Origin of the sequence: Thermus thermamylovorans (genome assembly GCF_004307015.1) — a bacterium.
GTDB classification, from domain to species: domain Bacteria; phylum Deinococcota; class Deinococci; order Deinococcales; family Thermaceae; genus Thermus; species Thermus thermamylovorans.
The window spans coordinates 120557-142982 of the sequence record NZ_SIJL01000006.1; the positions used below are offsets into that span (position 1 = coordinate 120557).

Annotated in this window: 22 protein-coding genes; 9 read left to right on the forward strand and 13 right to left on the reverse strand. The window is 69.4% G+C overall.

The annotated features are described in order from the left end of the window. Positions 1 to 6: 6 nt before the first annotated feature. The gene (locus ETP66_RS06425) at positions 7 to 231 is read left to right on the forward strand and encodes a hypothetical protein (RefSeq protein WP_130841690.1); all 225 of its coding nucleotides are present in this window, start codon (positions 7 to 9) and stop codon (positions 229 to 231) included. 57 nt (positions 232 to 288) lie between these two features. Here ETP66_RS06425 and hisIE read toward each other — a convergent pair whose 3' ends face one another. Genes hisIE through ETP66_RS06440 form a run of 3 tightly spaced genes read right to left on the reverse strand, consistent with a single transcriptional unit; the run spans position 289 to position 1963 of the window. Beyond that, entirely contained in the window at positions 289 to 930 is a 642-nt protein-coding gene (gene hisIE / locus ETP66_RS06430) for a bifunctional phosphoribosyl-AMP cyclohydrolase/phosphoribosyl-ATP diphosphatase HisIE (protein ID WP_130841692.1), read from the reverse strand. Between the two features lie 5 nt (positions 931 to 935). After that, on the reverse strand, positions 936 to 1694 hold the full coding sequence (hisF, locus tag ETP66_RS06435; RefSeq protein WP_130841694.1) for an imidazole glycerol phosphate synthase subunit HisF: 759 nt from the start codon (positions 1692 to 1694) through the stop codon (positions 936 to 938). After that, positions 1691 to 1963, reverse strand: a complete 273-nt coding sequence (locus ETP66_RS06440; RefSeq protein ID WP_201738483.1) for a PDDEXK family nuclease — start codon at positions 1961 to 1963, stop codon at positions 1691 to 1693. Before ETP66_RS06440 ends, hisF begins: the two co-directional genes overlap by 4 nt. Before the next feature lie 117 nt (positions 1964 to 2080). Here ETP66_RS06440 and trmFO point away from each other — a divergent pair, with 117 nt between their 5' ends. Next, positions 2081 to 3427, forward strand: coding sequence for a methylenetetrahydrofolate--tRNA-(uracil(54)-C(5))-methyltransferase (FADH(2)-oxidizing) TrmFO (trmFO, locus tag ETP66_RS06445; RefSeq protein ID WP_130841696.1), 1347 nt, complete (start codon positions 2081 to 2083; stop codon positions 3425 to 3427). Here trmFO and ETP66_RS06450 read toward each other — a convergent pair. Genes ETP66_RS06450 through ETP66_RS06470 form a run of 5 tightly spaced genes read right to left on the reverse strand, consistent with a single transcriptional unit; the run spans position 3371 to position 8916 of the window. Then, complete coding sequence (locus tag ETP66_RS06450) at positions 3371 to 4849, reverse strand: Mur ligase family protein (RefSeq protein WP_130841698.1); 1479 nt, start codon at positions 4847 to 4849, stop codon at positions 3371 to 3373. The two genes, trmFO and ETP66_RS06450, sit on opposite strands and share 57 nt — an antisense overlap. Further along, positions 4846 to 5454 carry a deoxynucleoside kinase gene (locus ETP66_RS06455; protein WP_130841700.1) on the reverse strand — a complete coding sequence of 203 codons (609 nt, stop codon included), beginning with the start codon at positions 5452 to 5454 and terminating at the stop codon, positions 4846 to 4848. The genes ETP66_RS06450 and ETP66_RS06455 overlap by 4 nt, the downstream gene beginning before the upstream one ends. Before the next feature lie 2 nt (positions 5455 to 5456). Next, the gene (locus ETP66_RS06460; protein WP_130841738.1) at positions 5457 to 6050 is read right to left on the reverse strand and encodes a deoxynucleoside kinase; all 594 of its coding nucleotides are present in this window, start codon (positions 6048 to 6050) and stop codon (positions 5457 to 5459) included. A gap of 39 nt (positions 6051 to 6089) precedes the next feature. Next, positions 6090 to 7133: a S1C family serine protease gene (locus tag ETP66_RS06465; protein ID WP_130841702.1), complete on the reverse strand. Its 1044-nt coding sequence runs from the start codon at positions 7131 to 7133 to the stop codon at positions 6090 to 6092. Between the two features lie 4 nt (positions 7134 to 7137). Beyond that, positions 7138 to 8916 carry an arginine--tRNA ligase gene (locus ETP66_RS06470; protein ID WP_130841704.1) on the reverse strand — a complete coding sequence of 593 codons (1779 nt, stop codon included), beginning with the start codon at positions 8914 to 8916 and terminating at the stop codon, positions 7138 to 7140. A gap of 130 nt (positions 8917 to 9046) precedes the next feature. Here ETP66_RS06470 and ETP66_RS06475 point away from each other — a divergent pair, with 130 nt between their 5' ends. Then, positions 9047 to 10057, forward strand: coding sequence for an RCC1 domain-containing protein (locus tag ETP66_RS06475; RefSeq protein ID WP_236630106.1), 1011 nt, complete (start codon positions 9047 to 9049; stop codon positions 10055 to 10057). On the opposite strand, the gene uvrC is transcribed toward ETP66_RS06475, so the two are convergent. Further along, entirely contained in the window at positions 10044 to 11828 is a 1785-nt protein-coding gene (uvrC, locus tag ETP66_RS06480) for an excinuclease ABC subunit UvrC (protein ID WP_201738484.1), read from the reverse strand. The two genes, ETP66_RS06475 and uvrC, sit on opposite strands and share 14 nt — an antisense overlap. Positions 11829 to 11842: 14 nt before the next feature. Here uvrC and ETP66_RS06485 point away from each other — a divergent pair, with 14 nt between their 5' ends. Beyond that, complete coding sequence (locus ETP66_RS06485) at positions 11843 to 12805, forward strand: dipeptidase (RefSeq protein WP_130841709.1); 963 nt, start codon at positions 11843 to 11845, stop codon at positions 12803 to 12805. Here the strand turns inward: ETP66_RS06485 and ETP66_RS06490 are convergent. Beyond that, positions 12788 to 13192, reverse strand: coding sequence for a PaaI family thioesterase (locus ETP66_RS06490; RefSeq protein ID WP_130841711.1), 405 nt, complete (start codon positions 13190 to 13192; stop codon positions 12788 to 12790). The genes ETP66_RS06485 and ETP66_RS06490 overlap by 18 nt on opposite strands. Positions 13193 to 13213: 21 nt before the next feature. Here ETP66_RS06490 and ETP66_RS06495 point away from each other — a divergent pair, with 21 nt between their 5' ends. From ETP66_RS06495 to ETP66_RS06505, 3 genes are read left to right on the forward strand one after another with little or no spacing between them, the layout of a single operon-like run. Next, positions 13214 to 13846 carry an alpha/beta fold hydrolase gene (locus tag ETP66_RS06495; RefSeq protein ID WP_201738485.1) on the forward strand — a complete coding sequence of 211 codons (633 nt, stop codon included), beginning with the start codon at positions 13214 to 13216 and terminating at the stop codon, positions 13844 to 13846. Beyond that, positions 13843 to 14232 (forward strand): alpha/beta fold hydrolase, encoded by a 390-nt coding sequence (locus ETP66_RS06500; protein WP_130841742.1) that lies wholly within the window; start codon positions 13843 to 13845, stop codon positions 14230 to 14232. Before ETP66_RS06495 ends, ETP66_RS06500 begins: the two co-directional genes overlap by 4 nt. Further along, positions 14229 to 14669, forward strand: a complete 441-nt coding sequence (locus ETP66_RS06505; RefSeq protein WP_130841713.1) for a hypothetical protein — start codon at positions 14229 to 14231, stop codon at positions 14667 to 14669. The genes ETP66_RS06500 and ETP66_RS06505 overlap by 4 nt, the downstream gene beginning before the upstream one ends. A 37-nt stretch (positions 14670 to 14706) precedes the next feature. Here ETP66_RS06505 and truD read toward each other — a convergent pair whose 3' ends face one another. Together truD and ETP66_RS06515 are read right to left on the reverse strand one after the other, a co-directional pair. Then, positions 14707 to 15762, reverse strand: coding sequence for a tRNA pseudouridine(13) synthase TruD (gene truD / locus ETP66_RS06510; protein ID WP_130841715.1), 1056 nt, complete (start codon positions 15760 to 15762; stop codon positions 14707 to 14709). A 14-nt stretch (positions 15763 to 15776) separates the two neighbouring features. Beyond that, positions 15777 to 17492: a M3 family oligoendopeptidase gene (locus ETP66_RS06515; RefSeq protein WP_130841717.1), complete on the reverse strand. Its 1716-nt coding sequence runs from the start codon at positions 17490 to 17492 to the stop codon at positions 15777 to 15779. A 39-nt stretch (positions 17493 to 17531) separates the two neighbouring features. Between ETP66_RS06515 and ETP66_RS06520 the strand changes: the two genes are divergently transcribed. After that, the gene (locus ETP66_RS06520) at positions 17532 to 19319 is read left to right on the forward strand and encodes a ribonuclease catalytic domain-containing protein (RefSeq protein ID WP_201738486.1); all 1788 of its coding nucleotides are present in this window, start codon (positions 17532 to 17534) and stop codon (positions 19317 to 19319) included. A 79-nt stretch (positions 19320 to 19398) separates the two neighbouring features. Here the strand turns inward: ETP66_RS06520 and ETP66_RS06525 are convergent, their stop codons facing one another. Continuing rightward, positions 19399 to 20889, reverse strand: a complete 1491-nt coding sequence (locus ETP66_RS06525; RefSeq protein ID WP_130841718.1) for an NADP-dependent isocitrate dehydrogenase — start codon at positions 20887 to 20889, stop codon at positions 19399 to 19401. A 54-nt stretch (positions 20890 to 20943) separates the two neighbouring features. Between ETP66_RS06525 and ETP66_RS06530 the strand changes: the two genes are divergently transcribed. Continuing rightward, on the forward strand, positions 20944 to 22059 hold the full coding sequence (locus ETP66_RS06530) for an NAD(P)/FAD-dependent oxidoreductase (protein WP_130841720.1): 1116 nt from the start codon (positions 20944 to 20946) through the stop codon (positions 22057 to 22059). The last annotated feature ends 367 nt before the right edge of the window (positions 22060 to 22426 follow it).

A 22426-nucleotide genomic window follows, 5' to 3' on the forward strand; every position in this document is an offset into this window, starting at 1 on the left:
GGCGGCATGGCCGCCCTTGTGCCTGAGGGACCCGAGCATTACCGGAAGGCCGCCCGGGGGCGCTTCCTCCGCCTGAGGCGCCGTTACCTCCGGCGCTTGCGGCGAAGGGGCCTTGGGGCCTACCTCCTGGGGTGGGCCCGGCTCCTCTGGGAGGGGCTGCGCCTGGAGGGCCGCCTCTGGCTGGATGCCCCGTCGTGGCGCAGGCCACGACGGGGGCCCCAAAAGGGCTAAATGCCCCCTCGTGGTTTCCCCCCTGGCCTTCCTTGGGCCACCTCTGGCCGCCGGGCCTCAGCTGGAAGGCAAGTCCTCCGGTCCTGAGGGGCGGTGCCGCGCCCAGAGGGTCTGGGCCAGGTCCTCCGGCCCCAAGCCCAGCTCCGCCAGGACCAGGAGGAGGTGGAAGAGGAGGTCGCTGACCTCGTGGCGCACCTCCTCGGGGTTCCCGTTCTTGGCGGCCAGGATCACCTCCCCCGCCTCCTCCCCGATCTTCTTCAGGATGCGGTCCAGGCCCGCCCGGTGGAGCCGGGCCACGTAGCTTCCCTCGGGGAGGGTCTTCAGGCGCTCCTGGATGGTGGCGTAGACCTGGCCCAGCACGAAGCCCAGGTCGGGCTCCCCGGGGAGGAGGGGATGGTGGAAGCAGCTCCTTTCCCCGGTGTGGCAGGCGGGGCCCTTGGGGATCACCCGGTAGACCACCGCGTCCCCGTCGCAGTCCAGGAGGACCTCCACCACCTCCTGGGTGTGGCCGGAGGTTTCCCCCTTGCGCCAGAGGGCCTGGCGGCTGCGGCTAAAGAAGGTGCTCCGCCGCGTCCTCAGGGTTTCTTCCAGGGCTTCCCGGTTGGCGTAGGCCAGGGTCAGGACCTCCCCGGTGCGGGCGTCCTGTACCACCACCGGGACCAGGCCCCGCTCGTCGAAGCGCACCGCGCCCAGGTCCATGGGCCCTAGTCTAAGCGCACGTGCACGCCCTTTTCCGCCAGGTAGGCCTTGAGCTCGGGGATGGGGATCTCCCCGAAGTGGAAGACGCTGGCGGCCAAGGCGGCCTCGGCCCCGGCGGCGAAGGCCTCGAGGAAGTGCTCCTTCCGCCCTGCCCCTCCGCTGGCGATCACGGGCACGTTCACCGCCTCGGCCACCATCCGGGTGAGCTTCAGGTCGTAGCCCTCCTTGGTGCCGTCCCGGTCCATGCTGGTGAGCAGGATCTCCCCGGCCCCAAGCTCGGTTCCCCGCACCGCCCACTCCACCGCGTGGAGGCCCGTGGGGATACGCCCCCCGGCGATGTGGACCTCGGGGAAGTCCCCCTTCCAGCGGGCGTCGATGGCCAGGACCACCGCCTGGGCGCCGAAGTGGTCGGAAAGCTCCTGGATGAGCTCGGGACGCCGCACCGCCGCGGAGTTCACGCTCACCTTGTCGGCCCCGGCCAGGAGGAGCTTCCTGGCATCCTCCAGGGAGCGCACCCCGCCCCCCACGGCGAGGGGGATGAAGACCCTTTCCGCCACCTGGGCCACCACCTCGAGGAGGATGGCCCGCTCCTCGTGGGTGGCGGAGATGTCCAGGAAGACGAGCTCGTCGGCCCCGGCCCCGTCGTAGGCCTGGGCGGCCTCCACCGGGTCGCCCGCGTCCCGCAGGTTCACGAAGTTCACCCCCTTGACCACGCGCCCCGCGTGGACGTCCAGGCAGGGGACGATGCGCTTGGCCAGGCTCACGACGGAGGCTCCCAGAGGAGTTCCGCCTCGGGCAGGGGGATGGGCGGGCTTTCCGGGGAGAGGTAGAGGGGGTTCTGCACCCGGAGGTGGGCCCTCCCCAGAACCCGGCCCGCCAGAAGGTGTAAAAGCCAGTCCAGCCGCCCCGCGTGCGCGCTGGAGAAGGGGGCCATCTCGTAGACCTCCCCTGCCAGGAGTTCCCAGCGGGTTTCCGGCCGGAGGTCGGCCAGGGCCAGGACCTCCTCCACCGTGAAGCGGTGCCGCACCGCCATGGGGCCATTATAGGCCCTGAACCTGGACAGACACATGTGAGACGCTGAATGGGATAAAAAGATAAAGATGGGGAACCGANCTTTTTCCTCCGCCCGCCGGATGCTAAGCTTTTGGGGATGGAACGGGTGAACGTGGTGGGCGGGGGCCTCGCGGGGAGCGAGGCCGCCTGGACCCTGGCGCGGCTTGGGGTGCCGGTGCGCCTTTGGGAGATGCGCCCCAAGCGGATGACCCCGGCCCACGCCACAGGGGGCTTGGCGGAGATCGTCTGCTCCAACTCCCTGGGCGGGGAAGGCCCCACCAACGCCAAGGGCCTCCTGCAGGCGGAGATGCGCCAGGCGGGAAGCCTCATCCTGGAGGCGGCGGAGAGGGCCCGGGTGCCCGCAGGGGGGGCCTTGGCCGTGGACCGGGAGGAGTTCAGCCGGTACATCACCGAGCGGCTTACGGGGCACCCCCTGGTGGAGGTGGTGCGGGAGGAGGTGGCGGAAATCCCCTCTGGGATCACCCTCCTGGCCACGGGGCCCCTCACCTCGGACGCCCTTTCCGAGGCCATCAAGCGCCGCTTTGGCGACCACTTCCTGGCCTACTACGACGCGGCAAGCCCCATCGTCCTCCACGAGGGCATCGACCTCACGAAGTGCTTCCGCGCCGGGCGCTACGCCCAGGAGGCGGACTACCTCAACTGCCCCCTCACGGAGGAGGAGTACCGCCGCTTTTACCAGGCCCTCCTCGAGGCCCAGCGGCACACCCCCCATGAATGGGAAAACCTCCAGTACTTTGAGGCCTGCGTGCCCGTGGAGGAGCTGGCCCGCCGGGGCTACGGGACCCTCCTCTTTGGCCCCATGAAGCCCGTGGGGCTCAAGGACCCTAGGACGGGGAAGGAGCCTTTCGCCGTGGTGCAGCTAAGGCAGGAGGACAAGGCGGGGCGGATGTGGAGCCTGGTGGGCTTCCAGACGGGGCTCAGGTGGCCCGAGCAGAGGCGCCTCATCCAGATGATCCCGGGGTTGGAGAACGCCGAGATCGTGCGCTACGGGGTCATGCACCGCAACACCTACCTGAACGCCCCCCTTCTCCTCCGGGAGACCCTGGAGTTCCGGGAAGCCCCGGGCCTCTTTGCCGCTGGCGTGCTGGCCGGGGTGGAGGGGTATTTGGAAAGCGCCGCCACCGGGTTTCTGGCGGGCCTGAACGCCGCCCGGCGGGCCCTGGGCCTCCCTTCCGTGGTCCCGCCTGAGGAAAGCCTGCTGGGCGGGCTGGTGCGCTTCCTGGCCACGGCCAACCCGGAGAACTTCCAGCCCATGAACGCCAACTGGGGCCTGGTGCCCCCGGTGGAGGGGCGGCTTGGCAAGAGGGAAAAGCGGGAGGCCATGTACCGCAGGGGTCTTTTGGCCTTCGCCCGCTGGCTTCAGGCCCTAGAGCCCCCCCTTCCCGGGGCCAGGCCCCTGGCCCAGGTGGCCCAGGGCGCGTAGGGCCTCGAGGGCCACGGCCTTCTCGTCCCAGGGGAGGGCCAGGGTGCCCCGCTCCAGGGTGTGCTCGTGCCCCTTGCCCGCGAGGAGCACGGTGTCCCCCTCCTGGGCCTCGGCCAGGGCGCGGAAGATGGCCTCCTTGCGGTCGGGGACGAGCTCGTAGGTGCCCCCTTCCCGCTCCGCCGCCTGGGCCAGGGCCTGCAGGATGCCCCCCAGGTCCTCCGTGCGGTGGTCTTCCTCGGTGAAGAAGGCCTTGTCGGCAAGCCTGGCCGCCACCCGCCCAATGTCCTCCCGCCGCCTCGGGTCCCGCTCCCCCGCCGCCCCCACCACCAGGAGAAGCCTTCCCCGGGTGGTGGCCCGCAGGGTTTTCAGGGCGGCTTCCAGGCTCTTCCCCGTGTGGGCGAAGTCGATGACCACCCGGAAGGGCTCCTTCTGCACCACCTCCATCCGCCCCGGCACCCCCCTGAAGGTGGCGAGGCCCTCGAGGACCCCCTCCAGGGGCAGCCCATGGGCCAGGGCGGCGGCGCTGGCCGCCAGGGCGTTTTCCAGGTTGTAGGCCCCCAGCATGGGCAAGAAGGCCTCCCCCGAGCCCCAGGGGGTGTGGAGGGTGAAGCGGAGGCCCCCCGCCTCCTCCCGCAGGCCCTCCCCCCAGACCTCCCCCCCGGGCCCGAAGAGGAGGTGGGGCCGCGCCCGGAGGCGCTCCAGGTGGGGTAGGGCGGCGTTCAGGACCGCAAGCTCCGCCCGCTCCACCAGGAGGGCTTTGGCCCCGAAGTAGGCCTCCGGGGTGCCGTGGAAGTCCAGGTGGTCGTCGGGGTAGAAGCTCACGAAAACCCCGATCCGGAAGGTGAGGCCTTCCACCCGCTTGAGGGCCAGGGCGTGGCTACTGACCTCCAGGACCCCCGCCTTCAGGCCCCGGTCCGCCGCCTCCCGCAAGAAGGCGTAGACCTCGGGGGCCTCGGGGGTGGTGAAGTGGCCCAAGGGGGGGCGGGCCTCTTCCCCCAGGCGCAAGCCCAAGGTGGAGAGGAGGGCGGCCCCTCCTCCGCCAGCCTGCAGGAGGTGGTGGAGGAGGCTGGCCGTGGTGCTCTTGCCCTTGGAGCCGGTGACGCCGAGGAGGGCCAGCCTCCGGTCGGGCTCGCCGTGGAGGCGCCGGGAGAGGTGGGCCAAGGCCTCCCGGGCGTCCCTTACCCGCAGGTAGGGCACGGGAAGGGCGAGCGCCCTTTCCCCCACCACGGCGATGGCGCCCCTTTTGAGGGCCTCCGGGATGAAGTCGTGCCCGTCCAGGGGCTTGCGGTGGGGGAGGGGTATTCCGGGCACGGCCACGAAGACGAAGCCCTCCTCCACCCGCCTCGAGTCCAGGGCGATCCCCCGCACCTCCAGGGGTGGGGCCTTTAGGCCAAAGGGGGCGAAGAGTTCTGCAAGGGTCATGGCCGGATCCGGGAGCGCAGGGCGGCGATGATGGCCTCGCGGTCTTCCGCCCTTTCCACGAAGTCTACCCGGTCCGCCTCCACCACGTAGACGGGGGAAAGCTCCCAGGAGGCGATGAGCTCCTCGTAGAGGGCGTTCAGGCCCAGGAGGTAGCGGTCGGGGAGGCTCTGCTCGAAGGGGCGCCCCCGCTTCCTGATGCGCTCCCGCAGGGTGGGAAGGTCTGCCCGCAGGTAGATGAGGAGGTCGGGCTTGCGCAGGGCCGGGGCCACGCTGTGGAAGAGGTCCAGGTAGGTCCGCCAGTCCCGCTCCTTCAGGTGCCCCTCCCGGTACAGGTTCTGGGCGAAGACGAAGGCGTCCTCGTAGACCGTGCGGTCCTGCACCACGGCCCTCGCCCCGTTCACCTCCAGGAGGTGCTGGCGCAGCCTGCGGGCCAGGAAGAAGACCTGGGAGTGGAAGGCGTAGGCCCCCATCTCCCGGTAGAAGTCCTCCAGGTAGGGGTTCTCGCTCACCGCCTCGTACACCGGCCGGAGGCCGAAGGCCTCCGCCAGGAGGGCGGTGAGGGAGCTTTTGCCGCTCCCGATGTTGCCGGCGATGGCCAGGTACATGGCTAGAGGGGGAGGTGCTGCCGCACCAGCTCCACCACCCGCTCCCGGTGGGGGCCTGCCTCGGTGTAGTCCAGCCCTTCCGTGGGGAGGACCAGGAGGGGGTGGGGGTAGCGGGCGAAGTGGCGCTCGTAGGCCTGGGAGAGGGCCTCCAGGTAACCGGGGTCCATGCCCTTCTCGAAGGGACGCCCCCGCTTCCTGATGCGCTCCAGGAGGACGGGCACCGGGGCCTTGAGGTAGACGGTGAGGTCCGGCGGGGGGAGCCTTGGGGAAAGCTCCCGGTAGAGGTCCAAGTAGAGGTCCCACTCGGGGCCCTCGAGGTTCAGGCTGGCGAAGATGGCGTCCTTGTCGAAGAGGTAGTCCGCCACCACCCCGCCGAAGAGGGGCCTTTCCCGGAGGGGGGCGAGCTGGCGGTAGCGGGAGAGGAGGAAGAAGACCTGGGTCTTGAAGGCGTAGCCCCTGGGATCCCCGTAGAAGAGGGGCAGGAAGGGGTTCTCCTCCACCACCTCCAGGAGGGGCTCCGCGCCCAGGCGCTCCGCCAGAAGCCGGGCCAAGGTGGTCTTGCCCGCGCCGATGGGGCCCTCGATGGCGATGTACACGCCCATATCCTTACCGGCGGTCCGTCTTCCCGCAAGGTCCTACCTGCGGGGCCGGGCCACCATGGTGAGGGTGACCTCCAGCCTGCGCCCCTCCCGCCACAGGGTGAGGCGCACCCGGTCCCCGGGGCGGTAGCGGGCGATGAGGCGCACCACCTCGGCCTTGCCCTGGACGGGCTGGCCGTCTACCGCCAGGATCACGTCCCCCAGGACCAGAAGCCTCCCCTGGGCGTCCCGTTGTGCCCCGCGGAGGCCGGCGCGGGCCGCAGGCCCCCCGGGCTCCACCCGGTCCACCATGGCCCCCTGGGCGGTGGTGAGGCCCACCGCCCGCAGGAGGACGGGGGGCAGCTCGTCCAGGCTGATGAGGCTCGCCCCCAGCCAGCCCCGCTGGGGGATACCGAAGCGCTCCAGGTCCTGGACGCTTTGGGCCACCAACTCCCCCGGCACCGCTACCCCGATCCCCCCGAGCCCCGAGGGTCCCCCGATCACATCCGCCACCACCCCGATCACCTCCCCCTGCAGGCTCATGAGGGGGCTGCCGGAGTTGCCCACGGTGAGGGGGGCGTCGGTGAAGAGGTACTCCCCCACCTCCGCCCCCACGCTGGGGTCGGGGGTGGGGACCTCGAGGGGGCCGATCCCCGAGAGGATGCCGTAGGAGGCCAGGGGCCCCTGGCCGAAGGGAAAGCCCACCAGCACCACCCCCATCCCCAGGACCAGGGAGCGGGTGGGGGTGCGGCTGAAGGCTAGGACCCCCGGGGCCTGGGCTCCCCGCACCGTGAGGAGGGCGATGTCGATCCCCGGGTCCACGGCGAAGCGCTCCGCGGGGAAGGTGCGCCCGTCGGCGAGGCGCACGGTGAGGTCCGCCAGGTCCCGCACCACGTGGTAGTTGGTGACCACCCGGAAGGGGCTCACGAAGAAGCCGGTGCCCACCACCTCCCCCTCCCCCGGGGCCAGGGAGGTGCCCTGCACCCGGACCACCGCGGGCAGGGCCCGGGCGATGGCCTGGCTCCGGGCCACCTCCTCGGGGGAGACCAGCCGCTGGCCCAGGGCCAGGAGGGGAAGGAGGAGGAGAAGGCCCCAGCGCATGGCCCTACATTACCTCAGGGGCGGGGATGCCCAGGAGGGAAAGGCCCCCCCTGAGGGTTTCCTGGAGGCTGCGGACCAGGCTGAGCCTTAGTTCCCTCAGGCCCGGGGGGGCGGTGAGGACCGGGGTGGCGGCCTGGCCTCCTTCCTTGGCGTGGTAGTAGGCGTTCCAGCTGGCCGCCAGGTCCAGGAGGTACTGGGCCAGGGGGTGAGGGGTCTTCTCCTCCGCCGCCTCCAGGACCGCCTCCTCGAAGTCCAGGAGGGCCAGGGCCAACTCCCGCTCGTAGGGGGTGGCCTGGGCGAGGTCCGCCCCGCCCCATTCCCCCGCCTTGCGCAGGATGCTGTGGGCCCGGGCGTGGGCGTACTGCACGTAGGGCCCGGTGTCCCCCTCGAAGGAAAGGGCCTCCGCGTAGCGGAAGTCGATCTGCTTTTTGGGCTCAGTCTTCACCATGGCGAAGCGGATGGCCCCCAGGGCCACCATCCTGGCCGCCTCCTCCTTGGCGGGGTGCCCGGGGTTTTTCTCCTCGATGACCTTGAGGGCCCGCCGCTCTGCCTCCTCCAGGACCTCGTCCACGCTCACCGAAAGGCCCTTCCTTCCCGACATCTGCTTGCCCTCCAGGAGCACGGTCTCGTAGGCCAGGTGGAAGGCGCCTTCCGCCAGATCCGGCCTCCCCGCCAGGGCTAAGGCGGCCCGCACCAGGGCCTGGGGGTGGCTCTGGCGCACGTCGATGACGTTCACGGTTTCCTTGGCCGCTGGGGTGTAGGGCTCCCCCTCGGGGGCGCTGGTCCTTAGGGCAGGGTAGTAGGGGTTTTCGTAGGAACGGAAGGGGAGGCCCTGGAGGAGGCCCATCTTCCAGAACTGGAAGGCGATGTCCTTGGCGTAGTAGGTGGCCGCCCCCCCGGAGCGCACCAGGACGAAGTAGGGGTCCTCCAGCCCGGGGATGAAGGGGCTTGCGTCCATGACCAAAGCCCCGGTGTACTTGCCCTCGGTGGGGCGGAAGACGTGGGGGCTTCGTTCCAGGATTTCCAGAGCCTGGCCCAGAAGCCCAGCCCGCACGATGTCCGATTCCCAGACCAGAAGGTCGTAATGAGCATTCAGGGCCTTCATGGTGGCCATCTGGGCCAGGAGGATGCGGTTCACCTCCTCCCGCAGCTCCCCACGCTCCAGGGCGTGGAGCACCTCTTCGATCTCCCCCTGAAGCTTCTCGTAGTCGGGGTCCTGGTGGAGGCGCACGTAGGCCCTTCCAGCGAAGTGGTCGTACTTCTCCTTCCCGTCCCACGCCAGGCCATAGTGCCTTAGGGCGAAAAGGGTTTCCGCCGCCTGGCGGCCGGTGTCGTCGATGTAGTTCAGCACCAGGACCTCCCGGCCCGCGAAGGCCAGGATGCGGGCCAGGCTGTCCCCCAGGGCGATGTTCCTGAGGTGGCCCACGTGGAGCTCCTTGTTGGGGTTCACCGAGGTGTGCTCCAGGAGGACCAGGCCCTCCCGCTTGGGCAGAGGCCCCTTGGGCCTCAGGGCCTCCTTGAGGAGATCTTCCGTGCGGATGCGGAAGTTCAAATACCCCCCCACGGGGATGACTTCCTCCACGAAAGGGGGAAGGTCCAGGCGGGCCTTGAGCTCCTCGGCGATGGCCTGGGGGGGTTTCCTTAGCTCCTTAGCCAGGGCGAAGAGGGGTACCCCGTAGTCCCCCGGCTTGTCCTTGGGGGCCCTGGCCACCTTGAGGCGGAGGTCTAGGCCCAGCTCTTTAAGGGCGGTTTGAATGGCCTCTTCCAGGGCGCGGCGCACCATCAGGGGGTTATCTTACCCCAGGTGTTTAAGGTGGGTTTAGGCGACGCTGGTTAATCTGGGAATCAGAATGGGATGGCAACGGTGGGGTGGGTTAACGCTCTTGTTCCTGGGGGTAGCCCTTTCCCAGGGCATGCTGGCGGCGGGCTCTGGGCATAGCCTCTTCCTTAAGCAAGGCGTGGTTAAACTGGGCGCTTTGTGGGGATGGGGCTGGAACTACCATGGCCAGCTGGGAGACGGAACCTTCTTAAATCGTAACCGCCCGGTGCTTTTGCTGCAGGGTGTGGTGGCCGTGGCGGCGGGCGAAGCCCATACCTTGGCCTTGGACCCCGAGGGAAGGGTGCTGGCCTTTGGCCGCAACGAGGAGGGCCAGCTGGGCTTGGGTTCCTTGGCCAGCCAAGGCCGGCCGGTGCGCGTGGAGGGCTTGCCCAGGATCGTGGGCGTGGCGGGAGGATACGCGCACAGCCTTTTTCTGGCGGAGGGCGGGGTGGTGTACGCCTCTGGGGCCAACGTGGAGGGCCAACTAGGCGATGGCACCTACGAGATGCGGAAGTCCCCGGTGCGGGTTCAGGGGCTTCCCCCGATAATGGCGGTGGTGGCGGGGTACTTCCACTCCTTGGCCATCACCCGCGAGGGGCAGCTTTACGCTTGGGGGGCCAACCTTTCAGGCCAGATGGGGGACGGCACGGTGGAGTCCCGCTCCCGGCCCTTGCCGGTGGAGGGCTTATCCCGGGTGGTCCAGGCCGTGGGTGGGGGTAGCTTCAGTGCGGCCCTCTTGGGGGATGGCTCGGTGTATGTCTTCGGTCTGGATTCCGCTACACCAAAGCGGCTTGCAGGCTTGCCGCCAATAGTGGCCTTGGCGGCGGGCCGGGAGCACCTCCTTTGCCTGACCCGGGAAGGTGAGGTGTGGGCCTTAGGGGCCAACGAGTCCGGTCAGCTGGGGGACGGTACTCAGGAAGGGCGGATGGAGGCCCGCCGGGTGGAGGGTTTAAGAGGAGTCGTAGCCATCGCGGCTGGGGATGCCCATAGCCTGGCCCTGACCGGGGAAGGAATCCTATATGCCTGGGGAAGGAATGGGTACGGGCAACTGGGCGACGGAACCCGGGAGAATCGCCTCAGGCCAGTGGTGGTCAAGTTTCCTTAACAGGGGCATCCAGGGCAGCTTTTAAAGCCTCTGCGACCTTGCGGTTCATGCCGGGCAGGCGGGCAAGCTCCTCCAAAGGGGCTTCCCTCAAAGCCTTAAGCCCCCCGTAGCGCTCCAGGAGGAGGCGCTTGCGGGTCTCCCCGATGCCGGGTATGCCGGCAAGCACCTGGAATAGCTCCTGGCTCCTCCGCTTTTGGTGGTAGCGGAGCCCGTTTTGGTGGGCCTCGTCCCGCAGGTGGATGAGGAGCTGGAGGGCAGGGTGGGTTAGGGGCAGGCGGATCTCCCGGCCCTCTTGGGTGATGAGGACCTCCTCCTTCTTGGCTAGGCCCACCAGGGGGAGGCTCAGGCCTGCTCTTTCTAAAGCCCGGGCTGCTGCCCGCACCTGGCCAAGCCCGCCATCGATCAGGAGGAGATCGGGGAGGGGCAGATCCTTTAGGCTTCCCGTGAAGCGCCGGTATACCCCCTCCTCCATGGCGGCGTAGTCGTCGTTTCCCGCCTTCAGGCGCATCCTGCGGTACTCCGCCCTCTTGGCCCTACCCCCCTCCAGGACGGCCATGGAAAAGACCCGGGCTTCCCCCTGGAGGTGGCTTACATCGTACCCCTCGAGGCGATAGGGCCTTTGGGATAGCCCCAGGATCTCCTGTAGGGCCTTTAGGGCCGGGTGGTCCCCCCGTCTTTCCCGTTGCTTGAGCTCGGTCTCCAGGACCAGGCGGGCGTTCTTCTCCGCCAGCTCCAGAAGCCGCGCTTTCTCTCCCCTTTGGGGCACCCTCAGCTCCACCCTCCGTCCGGCGCGGCGGTGAAGGAGGGCTGCCAGTCCTTCCAGGTCCTCCAGGGGGAAGGGCAGCAGGACCAGGGGGGGTAGGGGGGAAGCCTCCAGGTAGTAATCCCGCAGGAAGGCCCAGAGGATTTCCTCAGGGCTCGCTTCCTCCTTTTCCACCACCCGGCTGATGCGGCCCAGGATCCGCCCTGAGCGCACCTGGTAGAGCTGCACCACCGCCAAAGGCCCTGCCTGGGCCAAGCCCAAGAAGTCCAGATCCCCTATCTCCGGGTCAAAGGCTTGCTGGGCAGTGGAGAAGAAAGCTCTTAGAGCCTCCATTTGATCCCGGATCTCCGCTGCCCGCTCAAACTCTAACCTCTGTGCGGCTTCACGCATCTTGGCTTCCAGCCCCCTCAGGAGCCCATCCACCTTCCCCTCCAGCACCGCCTCCACCTGGCGCACCACCTCCCCGTAGGCCTTGGGGTCGGCCAGGCCCACGCAGGGGGCCAGGCAGCGGCCCATGCTGTGGTTCAGACAGGGGTAGCGCCGCTTCCGCATGGGGTAGCCGGAGTTCTTGCGCAAGGGGAAAAGGCGGTCGATCAGGGTCTTGATGCGCCTTAGGGCCCCCGCCTCGGGGAAGGGGCCGTAGTACCTGGCCCCGTCCGCCTCCACCCGCCGCACCACCAGGAGGGTGGGGAAGGGCTCGTGGGTGAGCTTCAGGAAGGGGTAGTGCTTGTCGTCCTTGAGGAGGACGTTGTAGGGGGGGCGGTGGGCCTTGATGAGGTTGGCCTCCAGCAGAAGGGCCTCCACCTCGTCCCGGGCGGCGATGAACTCCAGGGCGGTGGCCTCCTCGGCGATGCGGGCCGCTTTGCCCTCCCCGTGGAAGTAGCTTCGCACCCGGGCCCTCAGGTTTTTGGCCTTGCCCACGTAGAGGACCTCCTCCCCCCGCCGCCAGAGGTAGACCCCGGGGGCCTCGGGGAGGGGGGGGAGGTCATGGGGCCGCACGCCCCTCATTGTAGAGTTCGGGCATGGAGCCCGTCATGGTGGACGCCCACCTGGACCTGGCCTACGGCGCCCGCGCCCTGGGGCGGGACCTCACCCTCCCCCTGGACCGCCTCCGGGAGGTGGACCCCCACCCCGACACCCCCCTGGTGACCCTGGAAAGCCTGAAGGAGGCGGGGGTGGCCGTGGCCTTCGCCACCCTGTTCGTGGACCCCAGGGAGGGGGGCCTCGAGGCCTGGCAGGAGGAGGTCCGGGCCCAGCTCCACCTCTACGAGGACTGGGAGGCCCGGGGCCTGGTGCGGCTTTTGCGGGAGGCAAGGGAGCTGGAGGCCCACCTCCGCCGCTTCCCCCAGGACCGGGTGCCGGGCCTCGTCCTCCTCCTGGAGGGGGCCCATGCCCTGGCCTCCCCCGAGGACCTTCTGCCCCTGAGGGAGCGGGGCCTGAGGCTCCTTTCCCTCACCTGGGCCACAGGGAACGCCTACGCCGGGGGCAATGCGGAGGAGGGCCCCCTCACCGAGGCGGGCAAGGGCTTGCTAAGGGAGATGGAGGGTCTGGGCATGGCCCTGGATCTCTCCCACCTGGCGGAGGAGGCAGCCTTCCAGGCCCTCGAGGCCTTCTCGGGTCCGGTCTGCGCCACCCACGCCAACGCCCGGGCCCTGGTCCCTTCCCCCCGCCACCTCTCCGACCGGCTCCTGGAAGCCTTGGGGGAACGGGGTGGGGTTTTGGGCCTGGTTCCCTTCAACGCCTTTTTGGACCCCGGTTGGCGGCGGGGGGACCCCAGGCTTCCCCTGGAGGCGTTCTTCCGCCACAGGGCCCACGCGGAAGCCCTCCTGGGCCCGGAAGGGGTGGCCTTGGGCACGGACTGGGACGGGGGGTTTGGCCTGGAGGGGGTGCCCCAGGGCCTGGACCGCCACCGGGACCTCCGGGCCCTGGGGGACGCGGGCTTCCTGGGGGGGAACTGGCTCCGCTGGCTAAGGGCCTGGTTCTAGGGGCACCACCGCCAGGGTGCAGCGGCTTGCCGCCAACAGCCTCCCCTCCTCGTCGTAGACCTTCACCTCCCAGACCTGGGTGGTGCGGCCCAGGTGGAGGGGTTTTCCCACCGCCCGGATGACCCCCGCCTGCTTCTTGCGGAGGTGGTTGCAGTTGATCTCCAGGCCGAAGGCGGCGTGCCCCGGGGGGCAGTTCAGGAAGCCCCCGATACTGGCCACGCTCTCCGCCAGGGCCACCGTGGCCCCCCCGTGGAGGAAGCCGAAGGGCTGGTGCACCCTGGGCCCTACCTCCAGCTCGGCCACCACTTCTTCCTTTTCCAGCTTCAGGTAGCGCACCCCCAGGGTGCTGTCCAGGGTTTCCCTTCCCAGAACGCCTTGCAGGTCCATGCCCTGGAGTATAAAGGGGGCGTGGGCGAGGTGCGCCTCTTTCCCGGGCTTTTGGCCCCCCCGGCGGGGCTTGGTTTTTTGGAGGATCTCCCCTCAGAAGAGGGCCTGCACCTGGTGGCCTTTGGGGAGGGCGCCCTGGCCGCTTTGCAGGCGGCCTTCCGCGAGGGGGCCAAGAGCCTCGTCCTCCTCTCGCCCCTTCTTCGTAGGGATGCTCTCCTCGCCGCCAAGCTCTCCGCCTTGCGCTTCGCCCTGGAGTGCGGGGGGGTAGAGGGGTTCGCCCGGGTGGGGCGGGCCCTCTTCTTCGGCCCGAGGAGCGCGGGTAGCGAGGAGATCTTCGCCGCCTGGAAGGAGGGGCTTTCCCCGGAGGGGGTGGCGGTCTGGCTTTCCCAGGTGGAGGCCCTGGGGGACGAACGCCGCTGGCTTCGGGGCACGGAGGCCCGGGTCTTGGTGGTCCAGGGGGCCCTGGACGCCTTCACCCCTCCCCTCTACGGCCAGGAGGCGGTGGACTTTGCCAAGGGGGAGGCCCTGCGCTTTACGGTGGAAGGGGCGGGGCATCTGGTGCCCTGGGAGGCTCCTGAAGAGGTCTTGGATCTGGTCCGGGATTTTCTGTCCGGGGAAGCCTTCCGTCCCCTTCCCGGGGGTCTGGCGTGGTGAGGCGCACCGGGTACCTGCACCTCTACGGCCTGAACCTGGTCTTCGACCGGGTGGGGAAGGGCCCCGCGGTGGTCCTCCTGGCGGAGGAAGCAGCCCTTTGGCCTTCGGAGCTTCCCCAGGGCTACGCCTTCTACCTCCTGGACCTCCCCGGCCACGGGCGCACCGGGGGGCCTCCCTTGACCCCGGAGGAGCTCGCGGAGTATACGGCGGGCTTCCTGACCATGCTCAACCTGGGTTCCCCTCCCATCCTGGTCCGGGGGGTGGGGGAGGCGGTGGGGAAGGTGCTGGCGGAGAGGGGGTTCCGGGTCTTTCCTGGGGACAGCCTAACCGCGGCCTTGCTCCGGGCCTTCGGCTCTGCTAGGATGGCCCCAGGAGGTGAGCTATGAGAAAGCTGCTCGCCCTTTTGTTGGTGGTTTCGGGCCTGGCCTCGGCCCAGCTTTCCATAGAAGGCCTCAAGCCTTCCGCCGCCGCCATCGGCGGGACCCAGGGCTTTGGCCTGGAGGTCTCCTGGCACTGCCAGCTCTTCCAGCTGCCCTTGGGGGAGGTGCGGCCCGCCTTGAGCCTGGCCTACGACGTGAACGGTAACTGGAACGGGGCCTTTCTTCTCCGCTACCTCTACCCCCTGGCCGAGGACCTGAGGGGAGGGGTGGGGTTTGGGGTAGCCATTCCTGGCTTCCAGTTCGCCAACACCGGCCTCTACTTCCGGGCAGACGCCGAGTACGACCTGAAGGCCACCCTGGGGGCCCCGCTCTTCCTTGGGGGAGACCTGGGGGTCGCGGCTGGCAAGCTGGCGGCCCAGCTGAAGGTGGGCTACCGCTTTTAAGGGCTTCCTTGTGGCTTGGGCCACACCGGGGGAGGGTTCACCCCACCCCCGGCGCTTCTTCCTCCTCCGGGGCGTCCACCTCCACCTTCATCACCTCCCTGAGGAGGCCCGTGGCGTAGGCGCCCTTGGGAAGGAAGAAGGAAAGCCATAGGCCCTCGGGAACCTCCTCCACGCTCCACCCCTGCAGGGGAATCCGTATGGGCCGCCTGGCCCCCCGCCTGAGGGCGAAGTCCGCACGCCTGAGGCCGTAGCGGGCCAGGATCTCGTCCTCCAGGGCCCGGGCCTCCCCCTGGGCCTCGGGGTATTTCTTGCCGAAGAGGGGTCCTGTGGCGCTGATCTCCAGGCGCAAGGCCCTTTCCGCCTCCTCGGGGCGCTCCACCAGGAACTCCCCGCCGGTGGCGTGCTTCTTGGCCCAGTCCCCGGGGATGACCCGGTCGTAGAGGCCCCGCTCCATCCTAAGGGCTACCCAGTCGTTGAAGAGGAGGCTCTGCAGGCTTCCAATCAGGAAGCGCTTGAGCCAGGGGCTGCCCCGGCCCTTGCCCCCCTTCACCAGCTGGTAGCCCCGCACCGGGTTCTGCCCCCCAAGGCCAAAGCGCTGGGGGCCGTAATAGTTGGGGATGCCCTTGGCCTCGAGGGTCTTCAGGATGGCCCGGGCCTGTTCCACGCCGCGAGCCCCGCGAATGAGAATGCGGAAGCGGTTTCCCTTGAGGTGCCCCGTGCGCAGCTTGTTGGTGTGCAGGTTGGCCTCCAGAAGCCGGGTTCCCTTAAGGTTTTCCAGCAAGCAGAGGGCATCCTCGTGTTTGCGGGGGATGGAGAACCACTGCCGGGTTTGGGCGCGCTTATCCTTAAGCCCCGCCACCCCGATCTCCTTTTCCGGGACCCCCACCTCGTCCCGCAGGAACTCCACCACCTGGCGCGTGGTTAGGCCTTCCTTCTCCAGGAGGAAGTAGAGGTGTTCCCCTTCCCCGCTGGGCAGGTAGGCGGGCACCTCCTCCACCTGGAAGTCCTCCGGGCGGAGGCGGATGCTCCCCCCCACCCCGGGGAGGTCCGCGGTGAGAAAGGGGTAGCGCTCGGGGCGAAAGACGAGGTCCATCCCCTTATTGTGGCCTAGGGCAGGGCTTTAAGCCAAGATTCCAGGACGCCAAAGCCGTAGCGGAAAAAGGCTTCGGAGCCCAGGTCCACCCCGGCCCTGGCTAGGATCTCCTTGGGGCTTGCGCTTTCCCCCGCCTCGAGGATTCCCAGGTACTTAGGCACGAAAGCTTCCCCCTCCTCTCGGTACTTCCCATAGAGGGCCAGGACCACCAGGTAGCCCAGGGCGTAGCTGTAGGTGTAGAAGCGGTAGTGGACGAAGTGGGGGATGCCCGCCCAGGCCGCTTGGTCCAGCTCGGTCCACGCCACGGCATCCCCGTAAAGCCCCTCCTGCTCCTCCTGCCAGATCCGGTGGAAGGCCTCGGGGGAGAGGGCTGCTTCCTTGCGGGCCTCGAGGCTTCTTCGCTCAAAGAAGGTGTACATCACCTGGCGGAAGAGGGTGTTCACCGCATCCTCCACCCTTTCTGCCAGGAGGAGGGTCTTTTCCTCCTGGGAAAGCCTTTTCAGGAGGAGGTCGTCCAGGAGGATCTCCGCGAAGACGCTGGCGGTCTCCGCCAGGGGGGTGGAGGCCCCGAAGTTGAGGAGGCGTTGCTTCCTGGCCAGGTAGAAGTGCACCCCGTGCCCCAGCTCATGGGCCAGGGTGTGGGCGGCGTCCAGGTCGTTCGTGTGGTTGAGGAGGACGTAGGGGTGGGTGGAGGGGAGCCCCCCAGAGCAGAAGGCCCCGCCCCGCTTGCCGGGGCGGGGGTAGGCGTCGATCCAGCGCTTCTCAAAGAACTCCCGGGCGATCCTTTCCACCTCGGGGGAGAAGCGGCGGAAGGCCTCCAGGACCAGCGCCTTGGCCTCCTCGAAGGGCACCTGGGGCTTTTCCCGGGTGAGGGGGGCGAGGAGGTCGGGGCTTGCCACCTTTTCCCCGCCCAGGCGCCTGGCCTTCCAGCGGTAGTAGGCCTCCACCAGGCCGTAGTGGGCCCGGGTGGCCTCGAGGAGGGCCTCAATGTCCCTGACCTCCACCTCGTCCCTTAGGGCCACGGGCTCCAGGGGGTGGCGGTAGCCCCGGAGGCGCAGGTCCTGGAGGTAGTCCAAATAGACCGCGTTGAAGACCGCGCCTAGGGTAGGGGCCTCGGCCAGGAGCTTCCCGTATAGCTCCCGGTGGGCCTCCCGCCGCACCTTGGGGTCGGGGTCCCGCCTTAGGGCCCGCACCTCCATCTCGGTAAGCTCCTTTTCCTCCACCCGGAAGCGGAAGCGGCCGGTGTATTCCGTGTAGAACTGGCTCCAGGCGCTCCTGCCCACCAGGCCCTTGAGGTTCAGGAGCTCCTCCTCCCGCTCGGAGAGGGTGTGGGGGGCGTAGGCCCGTTGCCTTTCCAGGAAGTGGCGGAGGTCCGCGAGGCCGGGGTGGTGCAGGAGGGCCTGGAAGGCCTCCTCGGGGAGCTTGCGCAGGGCCACCTCCAGGGGCAGGAGGCGGTTGCGCACCTCGGTGTAGCGGTTTCGCACCCGGTCCAGGAGGGCTTTCGCCACCGGGTCCTGGGTGCGGGTGGCGAAGTAGAGGGAGGCGTAGTTCAGGGGTCGGTAGGCCTTCTCCAGGGCCTCCTCGTAGCGGCGGAAGAGGTCTTCCGCCCCCTTGGGGTCCAGGAGGTCCTTGGGGTCCAGCCCTTCCGCCAGGCGCAGGGCCTCGGCCAGGTCCCCTTCCAGCCTGGGGTCCTCGGGGCTGGGGTAGAGGTCCGAGAGATCCCACTCCACGCCGCCCACTATACCCCCGCCTGGCGTATCCTGGGGGGCGTGGCCGCGCTCGTGGTCTATAAGGGCAAGCTCGCCCTGGCGGAAGAAAAGGGGGACCGGCTGGAGCTCACCCTTCCCGGGGGGGAGCGGGCCCGGGTGCGCCCTAAGGATGTCCTTTGGCTCCATCCCGGACCGGCCTCCTTGGACCTCGAGGTGCCCGAAGGGGAGGAGGAGGCCGCCTGGGAACTTCTGCAGGGCCAGGCGGTGAGCCTGAAGGAGCTTGCGGAGCTGGCTTTTGGCGCGTATACCCCGGAAACCGCCTACGGGGCCTACCTCCTGGCCCAAAGGGGGGAGCGGTTTGCCCTCGAGGGCGACCGGGTGCGGGCCCGCACCCCCGAGGAGCTTGCCGCCCTTCTGCGGGCCAAAAGGGCGCGGGAGGAGCGGGAGCAGGCCTTCCAGGAGGCGGTGGGGAGGCTTAAGGAGGGGAGGTGGCTTCCCGAGGAGCGCCCCCTCTTGGCCGAGGCCGAGGCCCTGGCCTGGGGGGAGCGGCGGGAAAGCCGTCTAATGCGGGCCTTGGCCCTTCCGGAAACCCCGGAGGCCGCCCACGCCCTTCTCCTGCGCCTGAGCCTCTGGCGGTGGGAAAACCCCCATCCCCGGCGCCTGGGCCTTCCCCTGACCCCTCCAGACCTCCCCTTGCCCCCCCTGCCGGAGGAGGCCCGGGAAGACCTCACCCACCTCCTCGCCTTCGCCGTGGACGACGAGGGGAGCCAGGACCCGGACGACGCCGTCTACGCCGAAGAGGTGGCAGGGGGCTTCCGCCTCCTGGTGCACGTGGCGGACGTGGCCGCCCTGGTGCCCCCGGGGAGCCCCCAGGACCTGGAGGCCCTCCGCCGTGGGGCTAACCTCTACCTCCCCGAGGGCACGGTGCCCATGCTGCCCCAGGCCGCCACCGAGCGCCTGGGTCTGGGCCTGAGGGAGGTTTCCCCCGCCCTCACCTTTGAGCTTTGGGTTTCTGAGGAGGGGGAGCTTCTGGAGGAGCGGCTTTACCCCTCCTGGGTCCGGGTCAGGCGGCTCACCTACCGGGAAGCCCTGGGGGAGTCCGCCCTGGGGCCCCTGGCCGCCCTGGCCCAGGCCTTTCACCGGAAGCGCCTTTCCCAGGGGGCCTTGGACCTGAGCCTCCCCGAGGTGAAGGTGCGCCTGGAGGAGGGGCGGGTGCGCCTCACCCCCTTGCCCCCCTACGAGAGCCGCCTTTGGGTGCGGGAGGCCATGCTCCTTGCGGGCTACGCCGCCGCCCACCTGGCCCTTAGGGAGGGCCTACCCTTCCCCTTCGCCACCCAGGAGGCCCCTTCCCGCAGGGTGGAAGGGGAGGGCCTGGCCGCCATGTGGGAGCAGAGGAAGCTCCTCAAACGGGCCCAGCTCAAGGCGGTGCCCGCACCCCACAGGGGCCTGGGCCTTCCCCTTTATGCCCAGGTGACGAGCCCTTTAAGGCGCTACCTGGACCTGGTGGCCCACCAGCAGCTAAGGGCCTGGCTCAAGGGGGAGAAGCCCCTTTCCCAGGAGGAGCTCTTGCAACGGGTGGGGGCGGCGGAGGCGGTGGCCGACCTGGTGCGGGAGGCGGAGCGCAGGAGCAAGCTCCACTGGACCCTGGTCCACCTCCTGGAGGAGGGCTACGAGGGGCCGGGGGTCTTGGTGGAGAGGCGGGGCGGGCAGGGGATCTTCCTCCTCCCCGAGCTGGGCCTCAGCGCCCAGGTGGCCCTATCCCAACCCCTTCCCTTGGATGCCGAGGTCCGCCTCCGCTTCCTGGAGGCGGACCTGCCCGCCCTCGAGGCCCGCTTCGGGATGGCCTAAGCGCCCCCGCCTGCGGGCCGGCCCATGGGCTTTCTGGGGTTCCCGCCGCGGCAGGGTCCACGGCGGGGCACTTAGGGCCTCAGTTTTCCCCTTGCGCCTTGGTGAAGCCGGGCTCCCCGTCGAACTCCTGGAGCTTTTCCAGGTGCATCCAGCGGAGCCGGGAGGCCACCCGCCCCACCAGGTCCAGGACCTCCCGGTCGCTGGGTTCCCCTTCCTTGCCGTAGAGGAAGCGGCAGCGATAGTGGTCCACCAGGTCCACGAGGCCCCCGGTGGGGGGGTAGACCTGGGTGCCCCGGTTGGAGACCATCTTGAGGCGGAAGGGGAGGCCCTGGACCAGCTCCTCCAGGAGGTGGCCCAGGGGCTCGGGGTGGAGCTCGCTCTCCACGAAGACGTCCACCCCCACCACCCGGCGGCTTTTGGGCCGCACCGCCACGGGGTCGGGGGAGGAGGGGGGGAGGCGGATGGGCCGGTAGTCCCGTACCTTGGCGGTCCTGGGCCGTTGGCCTAGGTTGGCGACGATGGCCTCGGCGTACTCCGTGGTCTTGGCTCCCCGGTCGTAGCCCACCACGTCCCCGGTGAGGACCTTGCCCTCCTCGAGGGTGTAGAGGACGGCGTTTTCGATGAGGTCCGCGGTGGCGAACTCCTCCAGGTAGCGGAGCATCATCACCGCGGAAAGCAGGACCGCGGTGGGGTTGATGACGTTCTTGCCCGCGTACTTGGGGGCGGAGCCGTGGACCGCCTCGAAGATGGCCACCTCGTGGCCGATGTTGGCCGAGGGGGCGAAGCCCAGGCCCCCGATGAGCCCCGAGGTGAGGTCGGAGAGGATGTCCCCGTTCAGGTTGGTGGTGACGATGACCTCGAACTGCTCGGGGCGCTTCACCAGCTGATGGGCGGCGTTGTCCACGATGATGTGGTGGGCCTCGAGGTCCGGGTACTCCCGCGCCACCTCCTCGAAGACCCGCTTCATGGTGCCCTCGGTGAGCTTCATGATGTTGGACTTGGTGGCGCAGTGGACCTTCTTGCGCCCCTCGGAGCGGGCCAGCTCGAAGGCGAAGCGGATGATCTTCTCCGCCCCTTTGCGGGAGATGAGCTTCAGGGTCTGGGCCACCCCTGGGGTCTGCATGTGCTCGATGGCCGCGTAGAGGTCCTCCACGTTTTCCCGCACCACCACCAGGTCGATCCCCCGGCCCGAGTAGGGGGTGGGGACGTTGGGGAACTCCCGCACCGGGCGGACGTTGGCGTAGGTCTCGAAGAGCTTGCGCAGGGTCACGTTGGCGCTCTTCTCCCCGTAGCCCACCGGGGTCTCCAGGGGGCCCTTGAGGACCACCCGCGTCTTGCGCACCGACTCGATGGTCTCAGGGGGTACCCCGGACTCCAGGCCCCGCCGGAAGACCGCGGCCCCCGCTTCTCGTACCTCGTACTCCAGGGGGGCCTTGGCCGCCTCCAGCACCTTGAGGGTGGCCTCCACGCACTCGGGGCCGATCCCGTCCCCGGGGATCACGGTGATGAGCTTCCTCCCCTCGGGGGTCAGGTAGACCTTCTTCCCGCTTTCCGTGGTGATCAGGGACATTCCCCACCTCCTCCCGGGCCTTCCGGCCCTTCGCCCCGAGTTTACACTACACCCATGGGGCCCGACGTCCTGGTGGTGGGGGCGGGGATCGTGGGGGCGGCCTCGGCCTTCCGCCTGGCGGAAGCAGGGCTAAGGGTCCTGGTCTTGGAGAAGGAGGCCACCTTCGCCCAGGGCTCCACGGGGCGGAGCGCCGCCGGGGTCAGGGTGCAGTTCTCCGAGCCCCTGAACGTCCTCCTTTCCTACCACTCCATCCTGGAATACCGGGCCATGCCGGAGGCCGGCTACCGGCCCATCGGCTACCTCTTCCTGGTGCCGGAGGCCTTGAGGGAGGTCCAGGAGGAGGCCCTGGCCACCCAGAGGGCCCTAGGGGTGCCGGTGGAAAAGCTCGCCCTCGAGGCGGCCCAAGCCCTGGTGCCCTTCCGGGAGCAGGGCCTGGCCTACGCCACCTTTGGGCCCGTGGACGGGATCATTGACCCCCACGGGGCCACGGCCCATTACCTGCGGGAGGCCAGGCGCCTCGGGGCCGAGGTGCGCTTCTCCGAGCCCCTGCTTGGGGCGCAGCGGAAGGGGGGCGTTTGGCGGGTGGCGACCCCCAAGGGGCGGTATGAGGCCCCTTTACTCCTCCTTTGCACCGGGGCCTGGACGGGGGAGGTGGGGCGGAGGCTGGGCCTGGAGATCCCCATCCACCCCGTGCGGCGCATGGTCTACGCCACGGCCCCCGCCCCTTTCCCCCACGCCTTCCCCCTCGCCATCGACCTGGCCACGGGCTTTTACCTGCGATCGGAAGGGCCCAGGGTGCTCCTGGGCCGCTCCAATCCCGCCGAGCCCCCTGGCTTCGCCGAGGGGATGGATTGGGAGTGGCTTGGGCCCACCCTCGAGGCGGGCCTTTTCCGCTTCCCCTTCCTGGAGGGGCTTGCCCTGGACCGAAGGGCCAGCTGGTGGGGCTACTACGAGATGACCCCGGACCACAACCCCATCCTGGGCTTTGTGGAGGAGGGGCTTCTGGTGGCGGCGGGTTTTTCCGGCCACGGGGTGCAGCAGGCGGCCATGGTGGGGAGGCTCATGGCGGAGGAAGTGGTCCACGGGGAGGCGAGGAGCCTGGACATAACTCCTTTCCGCCTGGGCCGCTTCCGGGAGGGGCGTTTCCTGAAGGAGCGGGGCATCGTGTAGGCCGGGGGGTCCTTCCAGGCGGCCCGCTGGCTGGCCGGGCGGGAAGGGGGTTTGCGGGGCCATTCCCGGCGGCGCTGGGGTTTTGGGGGCTGGCCGCGGGGCGTGGCCTAAGCGCCCGTGCACCAAGGCTGCCCCGTAGGTAAAGGCTCAGGTGGCTTTTCCGCGGGCTTTCTGGGGCCCCCGTCGTGGCGCAAGCCACGACGGGGTGCTTGGGCCCCGACCGCGGCCGGGGTGGGGGGAGCCCGGACCCCACCGCTGGGACCGGGCCTGGGGGGGAGCAGGCTTTCTTGGAGCCTTTCGCCGAGGAAATCCTGCCCAACTTCATGGACCGCGTCGGCTTTGAGCCTGAACCTGGACAGACACATGT